Here is a 21186-nt window from a genome sequence, read left to right on the forward strand (position 1 = left end):
ACCTCCCTACGGTGGTCGGGTCGCCGGCACAACGCCGGTAACCGTCACCCAGGAGGAAACCATCACCATGCGCACACCCCTGATTGCAGCGGCCGCCGCCGCGCTCATCGCCTCGTTGGCGAGCCCCGCCGTCGCCGCTTCCAACCCCGAAGCCGGCCCGCCGTCGTCGAACTCTGCCGAAACCGTTGCCGCAGAGGCAACAGCCGGTATCAAGACCAACGAGAGCGACGGCTCCTTTGACCTGCAGTCCCACCGCGGGGGCCGCGGCGAGTGGACCGAGGAATCCCTGGCCGCATTCGCCAACTCGCTGAAGCTCGGCGTGACCACGCTGGAACTGGACACCCACCTGACTTCCGACGGCAAGGTCATCGTCTGGCATGACGACACCATCCAGGCGGACAAGTGCCGCGACACCGCGCCGGCGGCTCCCGGCGACGCGGCTTTCCCGTATGTCGGCGACCGGGTAGCCGAACTGTCGCTCGCCCAGATCAAGACCCTGGACTGCGGGTTCACCCAGCTAAAGGGGTACCCGGAGCAGGACGTCATCGAGGGCAACCGGATCGCAGAGCTCAAAGACGTCTTCCAGCTGGTCCACGACGTCGACGCCAAGAAGGTCCGCTTCAACATCGAGACCAAGGTGGAGGACGGCCGGTCCGGCGGCGAGGGCATGGTGGCCCTGACCAAGGCCGTGGTCACGGAGATCTACACCGCCGGCATGGCCGAGCGCAGCACCGTGCAGTCGTTCGACTGGTCCTCGCTGAACCTGACCAAGAAGATCGCCCCGCAGCTGCCGCTCGTCGCGTTGTCCAGCGGCGACGCCTGGCTCGAGGTCGGCCAGCCCGGCGCCAGCCCCAACCTCGGCGGCATCGACATCGACACCTACGGCGGTTCGCTCGCCAAGGCAACGGCAGCCCAGGGGTACGACGTCGTCTCCCCCACCTTCCGCTCCGTCACCCCCGAGATGATCGCCGAAGCCCACGAGCTGGGCCTGCCCGTCATCCCCTGGACCGTCAACACCACGGCGGACATGACACGGCTGATGGACCTCGGCGTGGACGGCATCATCACCGACTACCCCACCCGCCTGCGCACCGTCGTGGAAGAGCGCGGCCTGAAGCTCCCGAAGGCATACTCGACCGCGAGCTAAACGACGACGGCTGGCTGCCGCCGAACAACGCCGGGGGCGCTGCGCGATTAATTCTCCGCAGACCAACTCCGCGGACGGAGGGCTGTCCTCGTTTCCATGAAACGTGGGCAGCCCTGTTTTCTGTGCCCGCCGGCGGTCTTTCCGGCCGCGAGCGCGCGTCGGCCCTGCGTGCGTAGGCCCTGTTCAGGCAACGGCCACGGCGCCAATCTGCCGCATGAGGCTCAGGTTGTCCGTGGTGCCCCAGTGCTCGGCCACCTTGCCTTCCTCGACACGGATGATGTCCGTGCAATCGAATTCGACGCTCTTGCCCGTTGCCGGGATGCCGGCCAGTTCGCCACGATGCGTTCCTGTGAGAATCACATGGCACGCCTCCAGGTTTCCGGCAGCCACCTTGGGCTCGATCTCCTTAACCTTGATGTCCGGGAAAGCCGTCCGCATTGTGTTCACGAAGTACTTGACGCCGTCCTTGCCGGGCGGCTGCCCGGGGAGGCCCTCTTCGTGATCCACATAGCTGTCCGCAGCCAGCTCATCAATGAGGGCGAGGTTTCCGCTCTCAATGACGTCCTTGTAAAACCGCTCAATCAATCCAACACCTTCAGACATTTCCGACTCCTTGTAGGCGAGAGACCGAATCCAGATCCCCCCAGACCATTCCCCAGGAGGCTCTCCTTTTCTGGCGCCTCGGCAGGCAGAAACTGCCCGCGCGGAGCGTCGAGAATTGCTGTGGAGATTCCAGTAGAGATTGGGCGAAACGCCTCGTTAAGGCAGAAGATATTCCGGGGTTTCGAGGGTGTCAAGATGCCCTGAGTACCGCCGGTCCCGGCCCAGCCGCGACACGACAAACACCATGACGGCTAGGGGCCCTTCCGCGCGGAAGGGCCCCTAGCTGCCGCTTAGTTCGGTGCTGCCTACTCCGGTACGGCGCCGATCTGCTGCATGAGGGTCATGGTGTCCGTGGCTCCCCAGTGCTCGACGACTTTGCCGCCTTCAATGCGGATGATGTCAACGCCGCTGAATTCGACGCTGCGACCGCTGGGCGCGACGCCCATCAGGTCTCCCTGATGTGTTCCGGTCAGGACCACGTATTGCGCCTCCAGATTGCCATCGACCAGCACAGGCTCGGTGGTCTTGGCCCTGAGATCCGGGAAGGCCGCCCGCATCGTATTGACGAAGAACGCGACCCCGTCCTTGGCGGGCGATTGTCCTGGCATGGGATCGTGATCGACAAAGTCATCACTCACCAGTTCATCGATGAGGGACAGGTTTCCGTCCCCAATCACCTCTGTATAAAACCGTTTGATCAATCCAGTCCCGTCAGCCATTTCCGACTCCTTAAAAGTGGATGAGACCGCAGCCCAAGTTTCCCACTCCGGCCAGGGCACATCAACGGCTCGCGCATCCGCGGCCAGCTCCGCCGCCGGCTGCCCGCAGGACCTCAGGCCCGCCGCTCCCGCCACGCCAGCGACACCATGAACACCACCGCTCCCAGCCCCAGCATCACGAATACCATCAGACCCCAGTTCGCCTGGGTCACCCCGCTGCCGTAGAAGATGCCGATCAGCACGGTGGCCGTGATGGCGCCCAAGTAGCGGCAGGTCTGGAAGATCCCGGCGGCCACCCCGCGCTCCTCCGGCCGGGTGGACACGTACATGCCCTGGCTTGAGGAAATGGCGACCACGCAATACGGCACACCCAGCAATGCGGTCAGCGCCAGCACCAGCGGAACGGCGAGGGACACCGTCAGCAGCCACATCGCCGCCGACGCGACGAGGAGGAGCACGACGCCGGCGATCAGCACCCGCCGCACGCCGAACCTGTCGATCGCGCGGACCGCGAACGGCGTCCCGACCACGGAAATCGCGGCGAGCGGCAGCATGAGGATGCCCACGACGCCGGGATCGTATCCGCCGGCGGTCTGCAGCAGCTGGGGCAGGCCGAAGAAGGCGAAGTAGTAGACGCCGTTGAACAGCGCGAAGCCCAGGTAGACCAGCAGCAGCGGCCGGTTGCGGCCCAGCAGCCGCAGGTCCAGGAAGGGCGGGCTGAACCGCAGCTCCCGCCACGCGAACAGCGCCGCGAGGACCAGCCCTCCGCCAAGCAGCCACCACCGGTAGGCGGGCAGGACATTCAGCAGCGCCATCATCACCAGCACCAGGGCCCCGATGAAGGCCCCGATGCCGGGCAGGTCCGAGTCCCGCACCAGTTCCGACACCCGGCCGCGCTCCCGGGCACTGTCCGCCGGGGCAAAGCGCCGGACAACGAGGATTGCCAGCAGCGAGAGCGGGACGTTGACCAGGAACAGCGCCTGCCATCCCACCAGGGAGACCAGCAAGCCGCCCACCACGGGCCCGACGGCAGCCGCCGAGGTATTCGCCATCTGGATCCGGCCCAGCGGCCGCGTGGACTTCACGTTCGCCTCCCGGGCCAGCGCCGCGACCATGACGACGGCGCTAGGGTAGGCGGTCGCGGTGCCGAGGGCCATAAAAGCCCGCGCCACGCACAGCAGCGCGAAGTTCGGGGCAAAGGGAGCGAGCGCGCAGGTCACGGCCACCAGTGCCATGCCCAGCAGGAACAGCCGCCGCGGGCCGAAGCGGTCCGCCAGCCGGCCCATGAGCGGCTGGCCAGCCGCGGAGGTGAGGTAGAACGCGGTGATCACCCAGGTGACCGTGGCGACGTCGAGCCCGAAGTCCTCGCGCAGCACCACGAGGGCGACGGCGATCATCGAGGAATTCAGCGGGTTCAGCGACGTGCCGAGACTGAGTCCGGCGACGGCGAGGCCCGTCCGGGGAGAGTTGCTCACGGCAACAGTCTGTCCTACGGCGTACCACAGCCGCCAACTGCACGACGCTGGTGGCGGGACGGCGATGGGCGCCGTGACGTCTCTCTAAGATCGTCAGGCCGGCGGTTGCGGGCCATCGAAGCTACGCGAAATAGAGAAGCCAATTACCTGCTCCAAGTACTGCCTCCACGGCCATATGAGTACTCGGCGCAGGTGTGCCCACGTAGTTCCTCGGATTGCCTTACCTGAATTTGGGTACTGCCTACTCGTGTTGGGGAGTGATCCCGTTCATAGGCTCGCAGTTGTCAGGTTATTGGAGTTATCGCGGGGAATAACGGGTCCCGCGGTGCATTGGGGATGATCGGTCTCATTTCTCGATGACGTTCAGCTTCGTTGTCATAAGGGTTTCACTTCACGCGGCACAAGAAATAGTTCAACCGCGTCCAGGGAAACTCCTGCCGATATCAATGAAGCTCACCAATTCGAACCGTTAGCGGTAAGGAACTAACATGCGAGTTATCGTCACTGGGGGTGCCGGTTTCCTAGGGTCCCATTTGTGTGAAGCGCTGCTGAAATCTGGAACCACGGTTGTTTGCGTCGATGATCTTTCAACCGGAAGACTCAGTAACGTTGACCAGTTCCAGGACAATCCCCTGTTCACCTTTATCAATGCGGACGTCAGCACGGGAATAGAGATTGACGGTCCCGTGGACGCCATCGCCCACCTGGCCAGCCCGGCCTCACCGCCCGATTACCACCGGCTACCGCTGGAGACACTCGCAGTGGGAAGCCGTGGAACGGAACATGCCTTGCGGCTGGCCCTGAAAAAGGACGCGCGCTTTGTGCTGGCGTCAACTTCCGAAGTGTACGGCGATCCGGCCGTGCACCCGCAAACGGAAGATTACTGGGGGAACGTCAATTCCATCGGCCCGCGCAGCGTATACGACGAAGCAAAACGCTTCGCTGAGGCCATCTCCATGGCATATGCGCGCAGCTGCGGCGTAAACGTTGGCATTGTTCGGATCTTCAACACCTTCGGACCGCGCATGCGCCCCGGCGACGGCCGGGTGGTGTCCAGCTTCATCACACAGGCGCTCAACGGTGCACCATTGACTATCTACGGAGACGGCACCCAAACGCGCAGTTTCTGCTATGTGGATGATCTGGTCCGCGGAATCGTGGCCATGCTCCAGAGCGACGAACCCGGACCCATTAATCTTGGAAATCCCGCGGAGCACACTGTTCTGGAACTGGCGGAAATAATCCTGGAGATTACCGGATCCAAGTCCTTCATCGAATTCCACAGGCTGCCCATTGACGATCCCACCCGCCGTCAGCCGGACATCAGCCGCGCGGGAACCCGGCTTGGCTGGACGCCGCAGGTGCCCACAAGCGTCGGCTTGCGCCGCACGGTCTCTTTCTTCCAATCGCAGCCGCTCGAGGTGCGTGCCGCCGCCGAGACAGTGGCCGGCGCCCAGTTTGAAGGCGCCCGATCCACATCCGTCATCCATTCCGAGGCGCTGGCCAAAACAGCCTGAGCTAACCGTTCGCGGGCCTCTCAATTCTCTTCACTAGCTGAGTACCCCCTGCCTGAAGGAGCTTCACTATGCGCATTACCGTCATTGGAACGGGATACCTGGGTGCGGTACACGCCGCCGGAATGGCTTCGTTCGGTCACGATGTGATGGGCGTGGACGTTGACGCCGCCAAGATCGACCAACTCTCCCGCGGCCTCACGCCCTTCTTTGAACCGGGTCTGCAGGACTTGCTGCGGGAGAACATCGCCGCGGGAAGACTGAAGTTTTCGACGTCCCTGGAGGAGGCCGCCGGCTTTGGCGACGTTCACTTCATCTGCGTCGGAACCCCGCAGTCCCTCAACTCCACAGCCGCGGACATGAGGTTCGTCGACGCCGTCGTGCAGGGGCTTGCTCCCCATCTGAAAAAGCCGTGTCTGCTCGTCGGAAAGTCCACGGTGCCGGTGGGAACGGCCGCCAGATTGTCCGAGATGGCCGCTCGGTTGGCGCCCTCAGGGACTCACGTAAACGTTGCCTGGAACCCGGAGTTCCTCCGGGAGGGGTTCGCCGTCGAAGACACCTTGCACCCGGATCGGCTGGTCATCGGTGTGACCTCCGCCGACGACGAATCAATCCTTCGCGACGTGTACGCACCGGTGCTGGCGGCGGGGACGCCCTTCATCAGCACGGATCTGGCCACTGCTGAACTGGTCAAGGTCTCGGCCAACGCCTTCCTCGCAACCAAGATCTCCTTCATCAACGCCATTGCAGACATCTGTGAGGCCGCCGGCGCTGACATCATGCCCCTGGCGGCGGCCTTGGGTCACGATTCCCGGATCGGCAGCCGGTTCCTCGCCCCGGGAGTCGGCTTCGGCGGCGGTTGCCTGCCCAAGGACATCCGTGCCTTCATGGCCCGCGCAGAGGAGTTGGGCGTGGGCGAGAGCCTCGATTTCCTCAAGAGCGTAGATCGGATCAACGTCAGCCGTCCGGCGAGCGCCGTCGATCTGGCCCGGGACATGCTCGGCGGATCGCTCATGAACAGGCGCGTCGCGGTACTGGGTGCCGCCTTCAAACCCAACAGCGACGACGTCCGTGATTCCCAGGCGCTGAAGGTCGCCAAAGCCCTGCAAGCCCAAGGGGCCCACGTCCGCGTTCACGACCCGGAAGCGGTGGACAACGCCCGTGCCGTCTATCCGACGCTGAACTACACCCACGAAGCTGACAAAGCCTTCGAAGGAGCCGAACTCACGGTCCACCTCACTGAGTGGTCCCAGTATCGGCAGCTGGACCCAGCCCGCCTCTTGGGCCTGGTCACCTCACCCCGCATCCTCGACGCCAGAAACACCCTGGACATCGACCATTGGCGTTCGGCCGGATGGACAGTCCGGGCCATGGGCCGGCCGTCCCGCTGACGCGCACCGGACGCCCCCACGACAATCCCCACTTCACCGAACAAGGAGAATCATCATGCGAATACTCGTAACAGGCGGAGCCGGTTTCATCGGCTCGCACGTTGTGGAACTGCTCGTCTCGCAGGGACACGAAGTGGTCGTGTTCGACAAACTCGTCAAGCAAGTGCACGGAGACAAGGGGCCGCAGTTCGTTCCGGCGAACGTCCGGTTCATTCAGGCGGATATGTCTGACCGCCCGCGCCTCATCGAGGCGCTTCAAGGCGTGGATCAGATCGTGCACCTGGCGGCGGAAGTCGGCGTCGGGCAGTCCATGTACGAAATTTCGCGCTACGTGCAGGCAAATACCGGCGGTACAGCTGTCCTGCTGGACGTCCTGGCCAACGAACCCCATCAGGTTTCGAAAATTGTTGTCGCTTCCTCGATGTCTATCTACGGCGAGGGATCGTACATGTGCAGCGAACATGGTCTGCAGGCCCCGCGGTTGCGGACCGAAGAGCAGTTGCGCGCCCACGACTGGGAGCTCAGGTGCACCGGCTGCAACCGTGAACTGACGCCCGTCCCGACCGCCGAAACCAAGCCCCTGTTTCCAACGTCGGTCTACGCAATTTCCAAAATGGACCAGGAGTTGCTGTGCCTGGCGGTCGGCCCGGCGTACGGCATCGATGTCACGGCCGTACGGTATTTCAACGCCTACGGCCCCAGGCAGGCACTCTCGAACCCCTACACCGGCGTAGCCGCCATCTTCAGTGGCCGCCTCCTCAACGGGCAACGGCCGCTGGTAAATGAAGACGGCCTGCAGCTGAGGGATTTCATCCATGTGGCCGACGTCGCCCGGGCAACCGTCGCGGCGTTGACCGCCCCACGTGCCAGCGGCAAGGCCATCAATATCGGTATCGGTGATCCGATCAGCATCCTGGAAGTGGCTGAGCTTCTGGCCGAGGCTCTGGGAGTCGACATAAAACCCGAGCTGACCGGACAGTTCCGTTCCGGCGACATCCGGCACTGCTGGGCCGATCCGTCGGCGGCCAGGGAACTGCTGGATTTTGAGCCCCTGTACCGTTTCCGCACCCAGGGCGTGAAGGAACTCGTCGACTGGGTGCGGGACCAGACGGCGGTCGACAAGCAGGATGAAGCAGTCGCTGAACTGCGACGTCGCGGATTGAGCGTCTGATGCACGGGGTGATGCTCACGATTTTCGCCGTCGTGCAGGTTCTCTTCCTGTTCAGCCTGCTGGTCACGCTCTGGTTCCTTGCCCAGAAGGTCAACCTGATTCCGCCGCGCCGCAAGGCTGGCGGGACGGGATCAAAACCGCCCATCATCATGTTCTACCCCGTGCTGAACGAGCTCGAAGAGACGATGCGGACCACCTTCTCCGGGATGTCCCGCGCGCCGTATCCGCGGAATCTGTTGAGAGTGGTTGCCATTCCCAATCACGACGACGCCGCCACCATTGCGTCGCTGCGGCGGCTCCAAAAGGAATTCCCTTTCCTGGAGATCCAGGCTGTCCCGCCGACCAGCGACCACAGTTGGCGGGCGGTCTTCTCCTCCTGGGACAACAACCCGAAGGCCTACTGGTGGCATGCCGGCAAGCGGACCGGGGACACCGCCCTACCGCCCAAGAAAACCAGGCAGCTGATTTGGGCCATGTACAACGTTGCCGGAAACCACCCGGACGCACTGCTGTCCTATATCGACGCCGACAGCATCGTTCCCGCTGACTACTTCGAGACCGCGGCGCAGGGAATCAAAGCCTACGACGTCATCCAGTTTACGAACATCACCGGCAACCTGACGAGTTCCTGGGCTTCAGCGTTCTTCGCCATGGACCACATCGCCTGGGATTCAACGCTGTACAAGCACATGACAGCCGATGGACACCATCCCTACTACGTGCTCGGCAAGGGGCTGTTCTTCCGGGTTGCAGATCTGCTGGAAGTGGGTGGCTTCCATCCGTGGCTGACCATCGAGGACCCCGAGATTGGGATGCGGATGTGGACGAACGGCTACCGCCTGGGCGTTGTCGAATCCCCGCTGGTCGAAGAAGTCCCGGCCACGTTCCGGCAAGGCATCACTCAGAGGAAACGGTGGATGGCCGGGTTCTTCCAGTCCCTCGGAGGACCGCTGGTCCAGATGGGCATGCCCCTCAGCAAGCGGATCCGGGCCCGGCTGAACTTCGTCCCCTGCCTTTCGCTGGCGCTGAACCCCATTGGCTTGGTGATCGGAGTTTGGGCAATCGTCGGCGCGTTCACGTCGGCAAATCCCTTCATCGACGGGCCACTGATGGTTCTGTCCCTGACGAACATTGTTTTGGCGGTCTTGGTAATCAGCTACGGACAATTCCGCGCCTGGAAGATGACTAGGCCCGTCCTGCCGGAGAAGCGGGACCGCCTGCGATACCTGCTGCGGGTGAACCCCCTGTTCCTGATGGTGTTCTGGCTGTGGTGGTCCATTCCCCTCGCAATCGGGTTCTCCATGTTCCTCCGCGACACCGGATTGGTTTGGGAGCGCACCGAGAAGACTGACGCCAACCGCGGACTACTCCGAGGTGGCGGCAGCAGCCCTCAGGAGTCCGCGGCCCTGAACGCTGTCGGGTCGGTACCGTCGATGAGCTCCGCCGGGGTGAGGGGGCCGGCGAAGTAGCTGAGCCCCCAGCTCCGCAAGTCGGTATTCCCGGGCGGCACCGATTGGGTGCCGCCCAGGACCACGTTGTCCTCATAGGTGGACACCGCGTCAGTGCTGGAGGGAGTGTTCAACGGGCAGATAACGTTGCCCACGAACCGGACGGAGCCGTCCACCGTTCCATTCATCTCGGCACCTCCTGAAATGGCAGGGCTCCTGGTGCGCATGTTTCCGACGGCCGTGTTCCTCACGACCTCCGTGTTGACGGTTCCGAACGCGTGCACAGCCCTCCCGCCGCAGCCAGTGATGATGTTGTTTTCGACGAGAATCGGTTTTCGGTATCCATAGGTTTTTTCGATCAGATCCAGGGAAATACCGTTGCCGTCGGTGACATAGTCAAAGCCACCACGCCGGAATTCGACCAGGCATTCAACGTCAAAAATGTAGTTTCCGACCACGCGATAGCCGTATCCGCCAGGCAGCAGCTCCCCTTGGGTGAGGTCCTGGGCGGCGTAGATGCTGATCCCGGACGTGTTCTCCGGACTGTGCCGTGACGTTCCGTGAATCTTGTTGTAGCTGATATCGACCAGATCGTGGGAGCCGCCGGCGTCGAAGCAATTGATTCCGCCCCCGGGAAAGTCGTGAACGTGGTTGTTCCACAGGACAACATGGTGGCTTCCCCCGTGAACGGAGATCCCGGAACAGTTGGTATTCGCGTTGTTTTGGTCACCAGCGACCTCGAAGCCATAAAGCCCAACGTAGGAAGAGCCGGTGATGTTGAGGAAGTTGTCCGTAGGCGGAGGGACGGAGATGACAGCGCGCGCCTGATCATCGCGGGCCATGATGCCTAGCCAGGCGTCTGGCGAGCCATGGAACCCAGATACTTCCGTGTAACCATATACGCCGGAGCCAACCAGGATCAGGTCACCAGGGCTGGCATGGTGCACGGCGGTGTTGATCTCCCGGAACGGGGCCCGCTCCGTTCCGGAGTTGCCGTCAGATCCCTGCCCCGACACATGGAGAGTACGTGTGCCGCAGCGGACGAGCTCGAGGAATTTCTCCGCCGTGGCCATCCCAGGTCCGTGCGCGGCACCGACTCGTCCGGCCAACGAGTGCAGACGCGATTGCCGCGACAGCCCATCCAACTGGTTCTTCACCACGATGCCTCCGACGGAAGCCGCGACGGCCCCACCCGCTACGGAAAAGAACGTCCGTCGCGTCACCATGCAGCCTGCCGGGCGGATAGGACAGGGCCCTTGGATGATCGGTACCACGTCATGATCGCCCCATTTCCCAGGAATGCACCGGCCACGGCAGCGCCAACTTTGGATTCTTCGAAGTATAGCTTTCGGCTCACGCCGGGTTCACGCTGTCACTCGCCGGCGGTCGCCGGCGTCAGAGCACCTTGGACAGGAATGCCTTGGTCCGGTCGTGCTGCGGATCGCTCAGGATCTGGCGGGGAGCTCCGGCCTCCACCACCACTCCTTCATCCATGAACACCAAGGTGTCCGCCACTTCGCGGGCGAACCCCATCTCGTGCGTCACCACGATCATGGTCATGCCGCTCTTGGCCAGTTCCTTCATGACGTCCAGCACTTCCCCCACCAGCTCCGGATCCAATGCACTTGTCGGCTCGTCGAAGAGCATCAGCTTCGGGTCCATGGCCAAGGCACGGGCAATGGCCACCCGCTGCTGCTGGCCGCCCGAAAGGTGGGCCGGATAGGCATCACCCTTATCTCCCAGCCCCACACGCTCTAGGAGTTCCTTGGCCCGGGCAGTGGCTTTGGTCTTAGAAAGACCTTTCACCCGCATGGGAGCAAGGGTGATGTTCTCCACCGCGGTCAGGTGCGGAAACAGGTTGAATCGTTGGAAGACCATCCCGATTTCCTGGCGTTGGAAAGCCGCTTCCTTGAGCTTGAGTTCGTAGAGCTTTTCGCCTTTTTGACGGTAGCCGACGAGCTGTCCGTCGACCGAAAGCCGGCCGCCATCAACGCGTTCCAGGTGGTTGATACACCGCAGGAACGTCGACTTACCCGAACCGCTGGGCCCCACAATGCAAAGAACCTCCCCGGGGTCGACCTCCAGGCTGATCCCGCGCAAGACCCTGTTGGTGCCGAAATTCTTGGAAACCTTCTCCGCAAGCACCATTGGCACGTCCGTCATCCTTTTCCTCCAAAGTCTGTGCCGAGCGGTGCACCCGGGGCGCCGGGCCCCGCAGTGGGTGGTGCCTCCGGTGCCGCCGGTTCCTTGCCCGTCTTGACCCGCCCGGTTCCCCGGGAGAACCGCTTTTCAATGAAGTGCTGTCCCACCATCAGGACGGAGGTGAAGAGCAGGTACCAAAGGGAAGCCACAATCAGCAGCGGCACAGGAGTGAACGTCACCGCGGAAATACCGCGGGACACGCCGTAAAGGTCAACGCTCAACGGAATCGCGGCCACCAGGGAGGTGGTCTTGAGCATCGAAATCACTTCGTTGCCGGTAGGCGGAATGATGATCTTCATGGCCTGCGGCACCACGACGTACCGCATGGTCTGCCCCCAGGACATGGCCAGCGCCGTCGACGCTTCCTCCTGGCCCTCGTCCACTGACAGCAGGCCTGCACGCACGATTTCAGACATGTAGGCGGCTTCATTCAGGGCCAGCCCGATCACGGCGGTGATAAACAGGTTTGTGAAGATCTCGTTCGGGACGGTGACCCACGGCGTCGTGAATGGAATACCCAGCGTAAACACCGGATAGATCAGGGACACGATGCCCCAGAACACGAGCTGCACATAAACTGGAGTTCCCCGGAAAATCCAGATGTACAGCCAGGCGATGCTCTTCAGCACCGGGTTCGGCGAGAGGCGCATGATGGCCAGCAGCAGGCCGATGACGATAGCGCCGATCATCGAGTAGATGGTCAGCCACAACGTCACCCACGCAGCCTGGCTGATCCGGCGGTCGAAGATGTACTTGCCGACGTCGGGCCAACCGTAGTCTGCACGTTGCGCGGCGTCCAACACAAAGACCGCCAGCCCAAGCAGCAGCACCACGGCAATCAGAATCCGCCACGGGTGCCGCAGCGGGATCGCCACGATCGCTTCCGGCGGCGCGTTGTCCGCGTCCCGTCCCCTGCCGGCCCGCGGCGTCCTGCCCGGTTCCGCCTCAATCATCCGGTCGGATTCCGGCTCGCTCATGTGCTATCACCCTTTGGCTGCCACGTTGAGGTCCGCCGTCTTGACTCCGCCGGCTTCCACGCCCCACTTGGACAGGATCTTGTTGTAGGTACCATCGTCGATCAGCGCCTGGAGGGCCTTCTGGAGGACCGGCGTAAATTCACTGCCCTTGGCCACGGGGATCCCGTACGGCGCCACTTCGAAGGCGTCGCCGGCGGTCTGCAGCTTGTCGTTAGTCTTGGAGATGGCATAGAGAGTCACGGGCGAATCGGCGCTCATGGCGTCGACCTGTCCGACCACAAGGGCGTTGGTCGCCTGGTCCTGCGCGTCGTACTTGAAGATGGTGATGGCCGGTTTGCCGGCGTCGGTGCAGGCCTTCGATTTTGCGGGCACTTCGTGAGTGTCCTCATAGGTGGTTGCCTGGACAGCGACTTTGAGCCCGCACGCGTTATTGGGGTCCACGGTCTTGCCCTTCGGCGAAGCCCACTGGATGCCGGCGGAGTAGTAGTTCACGAAATCCACCTGCTTTTCGCGTTCCAGGGTGTCCGTGAAGGAGGACATGCCCATGTCATCCTTTCCGGCCTTCACCGCCGGAAGAATGTTGTCGAAGGTGCCGATATCGAAATTGACCTTCAAGCCCATAACCTGACCCAAGGCGTTGGTAAGGTCCACTGACCAGCCTGCCGGCGCACCGTTATCGTCCTTGAACTCGTTGGGCGGGTAGTTGTTAGCCATGCCGACATTGAGCACGCCGGCACTCTTGATTTTCTCCGGAAGCGACGCCGCAATCGAGTCATTCTTTTTCACGTCGATGGCGTCGGCGGTTCCGGACGCCCCGCCAGTGGCGGCCGGTTCGCTGTTGTTGACGCAGCCGGAAAGCGAGAGCGCCGTGGCTATGGTGAGGACGGGGAGTAGGTATCGGGTGCGCATGGTTTCCTTAGCTGTTCAGGGATCCTCTAGGCTCCCGCAACGCTGCGGGAGGGCACTGCATGGCTGCTTGTTCAGAACTCATCAAATCGTGTTGCCCGACGCTGTATTTTCAAGGATTTCTCCAGAGCGACGGATGTCCCGCAGAATTTCCCCGCCTCGTGCTTTCAACTCGGAAATGCTGGAAACGCCTACCAACGTCATCGTACGCCGCAGTTCGTCCCCGAAGATCTCAATGATGCGCCCGACGCCCGGCGATCCGGCCGCCACCAACCCGTACAGGTAGGCCCTGCCGATCGAGCAGGCGTCGGCACCCAACGCCAACGCTTTGAGGATGTCGCTGCCCCGGCGGATGCCGGAGTCCACGTAGATCTCGATCGAGTCGCCCACCCGCTGCCGCGATTCCTGGAGGACATCCATGGGGCTCAGCATGTGGTCGAGTTGGCGTCCGCCATGGTTGCTCAGCTGGACGGCGTCCAAGCCAATACGGGAGGCCTTTGCCACGTCGGCAGGGTTGACGCAGCCCTTGAGCACGATCTTGCCGTGCCAAGCCTGACGCAAGGCTTCCAGTTCCTTCCATCCGCTCGTCGCATCCGAGTGGCCAAGAATGTGCTGCCACATGGACGGGGTGACCACGGAGGTGGCTGCGGCACTGCGCGGATCCAGATTGGGAAAACTGATTCCGTCCGACTTCAGGAAATTGATCCACCACGAGGGACGGCGGGCGATGTCCGCGATGGTTGAAAGCGTTAGAGCGGGGGGCGCGGTGAAGCCGTTGTGGAGGTCCCTCTCCCTCGAACCCAGAGCTCGTGTATCGACTCCGATAATCAGGGTGGTGAATCCGGCGGCCTCGCAACGGGCAAGTTTGTCCTTCAGCGCCTGGGCGTCGGAGGTGAGCCCAAAGTTGAACCAGCGGTCAAGGGTCGGGTGGTGCTCTGCGATCGTTTCCATGGCCACGGTGCTCAGTCCGGCCAGCCCGTAGGGGATGCGGGCCCGGTCGGCGGCAGCCGCGACGGCGAGCTCGCCCTCAGGGTGGAACAGCCGGGTGGCCCCGGTGGGGGTCAACGTGAGCGGCAGCGCGCTTTCTTTTCCGAGCAGGGTGGTCGTCGTGTCGGGTCCGGACACCGGGCCCCAGCTGGGCATGAGGGCCCACGCGTCGAAGACGGCTCGATTGCGGCGGAGCGTCACTTCGTCTTCAGATCCGCCGTCGAGGTAGTCGAAAATCCCTGCCGGCAGGACCTTGCGCGCCGATTGCCGGTATTCCTCGACATTGAAAGCGTTGGCCAGCACCCGGCGTCGGCGGGATATCACCGGGGCTTTGACCTGGATGAGCTGCTTGGCTTCGCTGATTTTCAATGACGGCCTTCCGTTTTGCTGTCCTACGTTATGGTTCAGCGTAGGAAATGAAACTCCGCACCACTATGGAGTTATCGACAAATTGAGGGGGCCGTCATTAGTAGCGAATGCCAAACAGATGCGGTGTCCCCGTGACGACGCCGGCGGTGGAAAGGCACGCGCTGCCTACGCTGGCCGACGTCGCCCGCTCGGCGGGTTCGGAAATTGTCAGCCTCGTGGAAATGCCGTCCGATGACCGGCAAATCGTTGCCGGCTCTGTTCTCTATGACTCGACGGCCCGGCCTACCAAGTTTCCGGGTGCGGTTGCCCTGGCCATCGGGTTGTCCCTTACCGGGAAACGTCTCGGCGCGAAAGTTCGGGAGCTAAGCGACGCCGGCTACGTGGCGATCGTTTACAAATCCAACGGCACCTCGGACGAAGTGTTGCGGGCAGCGGCCCGGGACAACGGGATGGCACTTTTCCGGGCCTCCGACTCGGTGCCGTGGAACCAGCTCGCGGAGATCATGGATGCCGCCGTCATCCCACACCGGCAATCTGGACGGACCCTGGTGGACATCCGCCCCGGGGACCTGTTCGACCTCGCCAACACGGTGGCGGCCCAAGCCGGCGGTGCCATCGCGATCGCCGATCCCGAGCAGACGATCCTGGCGTATTCGACCCTCCCCGACCAGCCCATTGACGAGACGCGCAGGAGTTCCATCCTGAGTCTGCAGGTACCGCATTCCGTGGAAACGGATAACGACTACCGTCGGGTCCATGCCGCCACAGACGCCCTGGACGTGGTGACGCAGGATCCCCTGCTCCGGCGCACGGCCATCGCGATCCGGGCCGGCGGCTCCGTTCTGGGCTCGCTCTGGCTCCTTGAACTGGCGAACCACCACAACGAGGACGCCGACCGGATCCTGCGGGAGGCCGCCAACGTGGCCGCGCTCCACATCCTGCACAAACGGACCACCTACGTCTCGAACCTCACGCGCCAGATAGACCTGGTCCAGCCGCTGCTGTTCGATCCGAAACGCGCCGAGCTGGCGGCCATCAGGCTCGGGATCTCGGCGCCGTCGATCCGTGTTGCGGCCCTGGGCGTCTGGCCGTCCGATGCCATCGCGGCCGAAACGCTGCAGTCCCGCCTCCGGCTCTTCGATACCATCCGGACCGCCTGCGCCATCCGGCTGCCCTCGGCTATCTGCGGGCTCTCGGACAACATCGTTTACATCGTCCTGCCGCAAACCACCGAATCTTCGCGACAATTCCAACGCAACGCGATACTGAAAATCGTGCAGAATGCGCGCCGGCTTCTCTCGCGCCCGGTCCTGGCGGCGCTGGGCGGCTCAGCGACGATCGACCGTTTGGAGGAGTCCAGGGTCAACGCGGAACTGGTCCTGTCCGAGCTTGTACGCAACGTCGCGGAAGGGCGCATAGCCGCCGATTCCGATGACATCGTGGCCGACGACGACTCCCTCGGCTCGCGTCTGCAGCTGCGCCAGGTCGTCTCGTCGCTGACGGCCGCCGGCCAGCTGCCCGGGGCGCATGCCCTCAGTATCGCGGCGTACGACGAACAGCATAAGAAATCGTTCGAGGAAACCATCTACGCCTACCTGAGCTGCGGCGGAAACGCGATCGACGCCGCCAAGTCGCTGGACGTGCACGTCAACACGGTCCGCTACCGCTTGTCCCGGGTGGAGCCGCTCTTCGGCATAGACCTCGACGACGCCGAAACGCGCCTGCTCGTGTGGCTGCAGTTATGGGCAAGACACAACTAGTGGCTGGCTCACACGGTTCAGGCTAGATCTGCCCCGGAAACCGCGGATCCCCATCTTGCCGGGGCCTCAAAGTCTGCCTTCCGTGACGTCCGCCCGCCGGCAGCTCACGCCCGGCCGCTCACGCCTTCCGGGCGATCACATCGAATATATGCCAGTGCTTGGGCCCGCGGAACGATTGACCGTCGTCGTCGAACACCTCAAACTTCAGGATCTTCAGTCCGGCAAAGAGCCCCCGGGCGTCGGCCTCGGTGTGGAAGTTCCACTCGGGATTGACGGCCCAGGAGTCCCGGTCCCCAAACAGGTTCACAGCAATGACGCCGTCTGGCAGAAGCGCCCCCAGCAGCATCCGCCAGACATGGCCGAAGTTCGCCGGGTGGACGAACGGCAGCGAATAGCTGGCCAGGACGAGCCCCGCCTCCGGGAGCCGCGGAAGGTCCTCGAACGGGCTGAGCTCAATCTCCAATTGTTCGGCGAGCGCGGCGGGAACGGTCGCGAGCAGCCGGTCCCGGGTGTCCGGCAGCGAATCGACGGCGAGGACCCGCCAGCCGCCGTCGAGCAGCGCCAAGGTTTCTTTGCCCGCGCCGCAGCCCAGATCAATGGCCCGGCGGCCGTTGCCCGGACCGGCGAAGGCCATCGCGTCAAGGCACAACTGGCGCACGGAACGCGTCGACTGGGCGGCGTTGTAGTCCGTCCACACCTTGCTGTCCGCGGGGCTGTCCAACACGGTCACTCGCCTGGGGAGGCTCTGTCACTCGCCGGCGGACGCCGGCGCGGACGGCGCAGTCGGGTGCCGCCCCCATGCCAACTCACGGAGCCGGACCAGGTCCAGGGAGGGCTGGGCCGGCGGAACGCCTGGACGGTTCCGCGGAACCAGTACCCGCAGCGCGCGGGGTTCGATGCTGCATCGCACCGGCGTGCTCATCAGCAGGGCCTCCCCGTCCACACCGACGGGGATCTCGGGCACGTCGGCGTCGACCACCACCTCCGCCGCCGCGACTTGGATCAGGCCGCGCTTCGTGGCACGGCGCAGCAGGCCCACCGCTTCGCGAGTGCTGGCGGCGGAGAGCGCCACCGCGCCGAGAACGCCGCGGTCCAGCCGGGTTCGGCGGCCCAGGCCGGCGAGGTCGTTGCTGCCGTACGGACCGTTGCTCACCAGCACCGCCTGCGGGCCGTCCACGGTTGCGCCGTCCATCTGGGCTCGAAGTCGCGCACCCTTAGCGCCCCTGATCAGGTCCGGAAGCATCTCCAGCACGGTACCGGCCTTGTCGTCGCGGTACTCCGGGCTCTGCACCACCTCGGCGTACACGCCGAAAGATGAGTTGTTGACGAAGGTGCGGCCGTTGATCTTGCCGAGGTCAACGTGAAGCTCCACGCCGTCCCGGAGGGCGTCCAGGCAGCCCGTCGGGTCCTCCCGGTCCAGCCCGAGGTCCAGGGCGAAATGGTTGCGGGTGCCTGCGCTGATCACCAGGAACGGAAGGTTGTGCTCGGCCGCAATGCCGGCCACCAGCGCCTGGGTCCCGTCCCCACCGGCGACGCCGAGCAGATCGGCCCCGCGCTCCACCGCCTGCCGGGCCAGCGCATCGACATCCACCTGTCCCGGACCTTCAAGAAGTGCCACCTCCGCACCGAGTTCCTCGGCCTTGCGCTGGAGATCGAACTTCACGACCTTGCCCCCGCCTGAACGCGGATTCATCACCAGGAAGGCATGCCGCCAGGTGGGAGCGGGGTACTCAGCCATGGCCTTGCCTTCGCCCCTTTCCCGGAGGGCGGCGCGGGCACAGACCACCGCAACAGCCGCCAGTCCAACCGAGAGCACCATCTCCCACAGCAGGCCCGCCCGGATGTGTAGGACCACGAGCACCAGCGGGGCCAGTACCGCGAGCGCCAACGCACACCAGCGCAGGAAACCGCGGCTGATGAGGAACCAGTAGATCGCAGCCACAGTCACCAACACGGCGCCGGCATCGATCATGACCAGCGCAATGGTGCCTGCCAAACCCGCAGCCACCAACGGGACAGCCACCGCGAGGAGGACCGCGACGTAAGCCGCCCTCGCCCACCAGCGCCGGGTTTCCGGGACCTCCTCGATGGACGGTATGACGGTCATGTCGCGCCCCCGATCTGCGTTACCACGACGGCGGTCATCGTCCCGGCCCCTGCCGTGCGCTCCCTTTCATGCAAGGGCGCAGATGTCTGATCTCTCTGGCATCCCTGGAATTCACTTTCGGCCTCTCCTTCGTCTCGAATGGCTGCAGGCCACCCGGATTGGGCGGGCGGTTCAGGTCCTGATCTTGGYCACCGTCATCAAGATCGCAGAGTCTTCCTCGGCTTCCAGGCTGTGCAGCCCCTCCGGCACAATCAGCAGATCGCCGGTTTTGCCCTGCCAGGATTCGTTGCCGGCCCGCAGGCGCACACAGCCGCGGAGCACAAACACCGTCGCCTCCCCGGGGTTCTGGTGCTCGCTCAGCTGCGTCCCGGCCCTGAACGCCATGACGGTCTGGCGCAGAACTTTCTCGTGCCCGCCGAACACGGTGTCGGCGGCCCGTCCGCTCCCTGCAGCGAGGGCAGCCGCGACCTGCTGCCTGGCCAGGGCATCGATCGATATTTTCTGCATGGGCACACCGTACTCGCCTCACGCCGCGCTGCCGAGGGTCCTTCGCCCCGGGCTCGGATTACCGTTCCCGGGTCAGGGGAGCTCGGGCCGGCGGAGTGCAGCTGCAGCCCAGCACATCTGGAGCCCTAGTACGCCACGTCGAATCCGCCGAACTCTCCCGTCGCCGCCGAGAGCGATTCTTCGACGTCCTCCACCCGGCCGGGCGCCTCGGGCGAGCGCAGCCAGCGACGCAGCTCCAGCACCACGGACTGCGGCCCCTCGGCCACAATGCCCACGGAGCCGTCGTAGTTGTTCCGGACCGTGCCGCTGAGCCCAAGCTCCTCGGCCTTCCGGACCGTCCAGTACCGGAACCCGACGGCCTGCACCACACCGGACACCCGCGCGTTCAGCCGCACGGGCTCGCCGGAATCGGCCGGAAACTGCACAGGGTGTTTGTCAGTCATGCTCCCAATGTAGCGCCCGCCACCGCCCCTGGTTTGGGTCATGCGGGGTTTGGTCCCGCAGGCTAAGTCTCTTCGCCCAGACACCAAGGGACCTTTGCCCCTTTCCGGGCGGCCGACGTTCGCGAAAGGCTGTTCCAGCACTGCAACAGCTTGTCGAAGACCCGGCAACAGCACACCGAAGTGCCTTACCCTCCCGGCAGCCACCGCTGCCCGAAAGGACAAGACAATGGCTGGACAATTCGAAATCTTCACGGACGGGGAATCCAACGTCCGGTTCCGTCTCATAGCCGCCGACGGGACCGTGTTGGCCGTTTCCACAGCATTCRACGACAAACGCCAGGCGGCGAACGCGATCATGGCCGTGCGCGAGTGCGCCGGCACCGGGCTGATCCGGGAGGTCCGCAGCACCCCGTGGGCCGGGCAGCGCGGCACCAGGAACACGTCGCCGGCACCGACAGCCCGCCGCCACCGGCACCTGCCCGCCGTCTAGCGACGCTGGCAGCGCGCCGTGCTCGCACCGCAGCCGGCCGCCAAGAAGTGTCCGGCCGCACCTAATTCGCCGGTTCCGTGCCCGTCCCCTCGGCGGCGGGACGGAGCGAGGTGATCATCTTCCGGACGTCCTGGTACTCCGCCGTGGTGGCGTAGAGCTTCGCCTTCTCCAGATACGGCAGCCCGGGGTTCCCCGGGGTCGTGTTCTTCGCCGGGTCGTAGGCCTGGCCGAACAGCGCACCGCTGGGCGGCCAGAGGAAAAGCTGGAACATCGGACACGCCAGGGGTCCGGTCTCCTCCGGCATCATGGTGATGCCGTACGACGCGTAGGTGGGCGGCGAAGCTTCCGGTGCCGCGGCATCACCGCGGCCCTCGAAGACGTAACGCGGCCCATTCTGGTCCGCCGCGCCGGGTTCGGCGAGGGCCTGCATCGGCTCCGAATCGATGAGCAGGTACGGCTGCTGCTCGCTGCATTCGGCGCCCGTGACCACATTCGTGCGCAGCGCGGCCATCTGCTTCCCGGCGGCGTTCACCACGTCTACGAACTCTCCGCCCAGCGGCGCCTCCCCTGCCGGGTCCCGGATCACCCATGTGGCCGGGTAGTCGAAACTCAGCGTCCCATCCGACGTCGTGAACGTCTTCCACCCGGACGACGACGGCGGACCCACCGCCGCCGGTGAGGTTGCCGGCGTCGTGGTCCCCGGAGCCGTTCCCGGTGTTGTTTCTGGCGGCGTGGTTCCCTGCGTTCCCTGCGGGGAATTTCCCGACCCCGCGTTTCCCGACTCCGTGTTTCCCGACTGAGCGTCTCCCGCAGGCGGGCCGCCGGACGTTGCATCCGGCGCCGGCGCAGCGCCGGATGTCGCGGGCGGCACCACCGGCGAGCCGCAGCCGGCCAGCAGCAGGGCTGCGAGGACCAGCGCCGGGCGAAACGGAGCCGGAAACACTGTGCGTCGCCGCTGCCTCACCATCAG

At 64.3% G+C, this 21186-nt stretch carries 20 protein-coding genes; 7 read left to right on the forward strand and 13 right to left on the reverse strand.

The genetic code is table 11. From position 1 onward, the window contains the following. Positions 1–67 precede the first annotated feature (67 nt). Complete coding sequence (locus AC1DR1_RS18100) at positions 68–1147, forward strand: glycerophosphodiester phosphodiesterase family protein (protein WP_476993028.1); 1080 nt, start codon at positions 68–70, stop codon at positions 1145–1147. Positions 1148–1330: 183 nt separating this feature from the next. Here the strand turns inward: AC1DR1_RS18100 and AC1DR1_RS18105 are convergent, their stop codons facing one another. From AC1DR1_RS18105 to AC1DR1_RS18115, 3 genes are all read right to left on the reverse strand, one after another. Further along, on the reverse strand, positions 1331–1750 hold the full coding sequence (locus AC1DR1_RS18105) for an ester cyclase (RefSeq protein ID WP_364747732.1): 420 nt from the start codon (positions 1748–1750) through the stop codon (positions 1331–1333). A gap of 305 nt (positions 1751–2055) precedes the next feature. Continuing rightward, entirely contained in the window at positions 2056–2469 is a 414-nt protein-coding gene (locus AC1DR1_RS18110; protein ID WP_476967129.1) for an ester cyclase, read from the reverse strand. A gap of 113 nt (positions 2470–2582) precedes the next feature. Beyond that, entirely contained in the window at positions 2583–3944 is a 1362-nt protein-coding gene (locus AC1DR1_RS18115) for an MFS transporter (RefSeq protein ID WP_476967130.1), read from the reverse strand. Between the two features lie 488 nt (positions 3945–4432). On the opposite strand from AC1DR1_RS18115, the gene AC1DR1_RS18120 reads away from it, so the two are divergent. The 4 genes from AC1DR1_RS18120 to AC1DR1_RS18135 all read left to right on the forward strand — a co-directional run bounded on the left by AC1DR1_RS18120 (position 4433) and on the right by AC1DR1_RS18135 (position 9489). After that, positions 4433–5461, forward strand: coding sequence for a UDP-glucuronic acid decarboxylase family protein (locus AC1DR1_RS18120; RefSeq protein ID WP_476967131.1), 1029 nt, complete (start codon positions 4433–4435; stop codon positions 5459–5461). 68 nt (positions 5462–5529) lie between these two features. Further along, a complete protein-coding gene (locus AC1DR1_RS18125; RefSeq protein WP_476993029.1) occupies positions 5530–6849 on the forward strand; it encodes a UDP-glucose dehydrogenase family protein in 1320 nt (439 codons plus the stop codon). A 55-nt stretch (positions 6850–6904) separates the two neighbouring features. Beyond that, positions 6905–8020 carry an NAD-dependent epimerase/dehydratase family protein gene (locus AC1DR1_RS18130; RefSeq protein ID WP_476993030.1) on the forward strand — a complete coding sequence of 372 codons (1116 nt, stop codon included), beginning with the start codon at positions 6905–6907 and terminating at the stop codon, positions 8018–8020. After that, positions 8020–9489, forward strand: a complete 1470-nt coding sequence (locus tag AC1DR1_RS18135) for a glycosyltransferase family 2 protein (protein ID WP_476993031.1) — start codon at positions 8020–8022, stop codon at positions 9487–9489. Before AC1DR1_RS18130 ends, AC1DR1_RS18135 begins: the two co-directional genes overlap by 1 nt. On the opposite strand, the gene AC1DR1_RS18140 is transcribed toward AC1DR1_RS18135, so the two are convergent. From AC1DR1_RS18140 to AC1DR1_RS18160, 5 genes are all read right to left on the reverse strand, one after another. Beyond that, complete coding sequence (locus AC1DR1_RS18140; protein ID WP_476993032.1) at positions 9411–10541, reverse strand: right-handed parallel beta-helix repeat-containing protein; 1131 nt, start codon at positions 10539–10541, stop codon at positions 9411–9413. The two genes, AC1DR1_RS18135 and AC1DR1_RS18140, sit on opposite strands and share 79 nt — an antisense overlap. A gap of 322 nt (positions 10542–10863) precedes the next feature. Beyond that, positions 10864–11631 carry an amino acid ABC transporter ATP-binding protein gene (locus AC1DR1_RS18145; RefSeq protein WP_364747721.1) on the reverse strand — a complete coding sequence of 256 codons (768 nt, stop codon included), beginning with the start codon at positions 11629–11631 and terminating at the stop codon, positions 10864–10866. Beyond that, on the reverse strand, positions 11628–12647 hold the full coding sequence (locus AC1DR1_RS18150; protein ID WP_364747719.1) for an amino acid ABC transporter permease: 1020 nt from the start codon (positions 12645–12647) through the stop codon (positions 11628–11630). Before AC1DR1_RS18150 ends, AC1DR1_RS18145 begins: the two co-directional genes overlap by 4 nt. Before the next feature lie 6 nt (positions 12648–12653). Continuing rightward, the gene (locus tag AC1DR1_RS18155; RefSeq protein ID WP_229993886.1) at positions 12654–13556 is read right to left on the reverse strand and encodes an ABC transporter substrate-binding protein; all 903 of its coding nucleotides are present in this window, start codon (positions 13554–13556) and stop codon (positions 12654–12656) included. A gap of 81 nt (positions 13557–13637) precedes the next feature. Then, positions 13638–14909 carry an alpha-hydroxy acid oxidase gene (locus AC1DR1_RS18160; protein ID WP_364747715.1) on the reverse strand — a complete coding sequence of 424 codons (1272 nt, stop codon included), beginning with the start codon at positions 14907–14909 and terminating at the stop codon, positions 13638–13640. A gap of 131 nt (positions 14910–15040) precedes the next feature. Here AC1DR1_RS18160 and AC1DR1_RS18165 point away from each other — a divergent pair, with 131 nt between their 5' ends. Beyond that, positions 15041–16669, forward strand: a complete 1629-nt coding sequence (locus AC1DR1_RS18165; RefSeq protein WP_229993884.1) for a PucR family transcriptional regulator — start codon at positions 15041–15043, stop codon at positions 16667–16669. A gap of 118 nt (positions 16670–16787) precedes the next feature. Here the strand turns inward: AC1DR1_RS18165 and AC1DR1_RS18170 are convergent, their stop codons facing one another. The 4 genes from AC1DR1_RS18170 to AC1DR1_RS18185 all read right to left on the reverse strand — a co-directional run bounded on the left by AC1DR1_RS18170 (position 16788) and on the right by AC1DR1_RS18185 (position 19726). Beyond that, complete coding sequence (locus AC1DR1_RS18170) at positions 16788–17393, reverse strand: class I SAM-dependent methyltransferase (RefSeq protein WP_476993033.1); 606 nt, start codon at positions 17391–17393, stop codon at positions 16788–16790. A 24-nt stretch (positions 17394–17417) separates the two neighbouring features. Continuing rightward, positions 17418–18776, reverse strand: coding sequence for a diacylglycerol/lipid kinase family protein (locus tag AC1DR1_RS18175; protein ID WP_476993034.1), 1359 nt, complete (start codon positions 18774–18776; stop codon positions 17418–17420). A 171-nt stretch (positions 18777–18947) separates the two neighbouring features. After that, positions 18948–19283, reverse strand: coding sequence for a cupin domain-containing protein (locus AC1DR1_RS18180; RefSeq protein ID WP_476993035.1), 336 nt, complete (start codon positions 19281–19283; stop codon positions 18948–18950). A gap of 125 nt (positions 19284–19408) precedes the next feature. Further along, positions 19409–19726 (reverse strand): acylphosphatase, encoded by a 318-nt coding sequence (locus tag AC1DR1_RS18185; RefSeq protein WP_229993880.1) that lies wholly within the window; start codon positions 19724–19726, stop codon positions 19409–19411. A 226-nt stretch (positions 19727–19952) separates the two neighbouring features. On the opposite strand from AC1DR1_RS18185, the gene AC1DR1_RS18190 reads away from it, so the two are divergent. Beyond that, entirely contained in the window at positions 19953–20216 is a 264-nt protein-coding gene (locus tag AC1DR1_RS18190; protein ID WP_476993036.1) for a YegP family protein, read from the forward strand. A gap of 61 nt (positions 20217–20277) precedes the next feature. Here AC1DR1_RS18190 and AC1DR1_RS18195 read toward each other — a convergent pair whose 3' ends face one another. Then, positions 20278–21159, reverse strand: coding sequence for a hypothetical protein (locus AC1DR1_RS18195; RefSeq protein ID WP_476993037.1), 882 nt, complete (start codon positions 21157–21159; stop codon positions 20278–20280). Positions 21160–21186 lie beyond the last annotated feature (27 nt).

The sequence above is a fragment of the Arthrobacter sp. P4_F10 genome, from assembly GCF_056401435.1.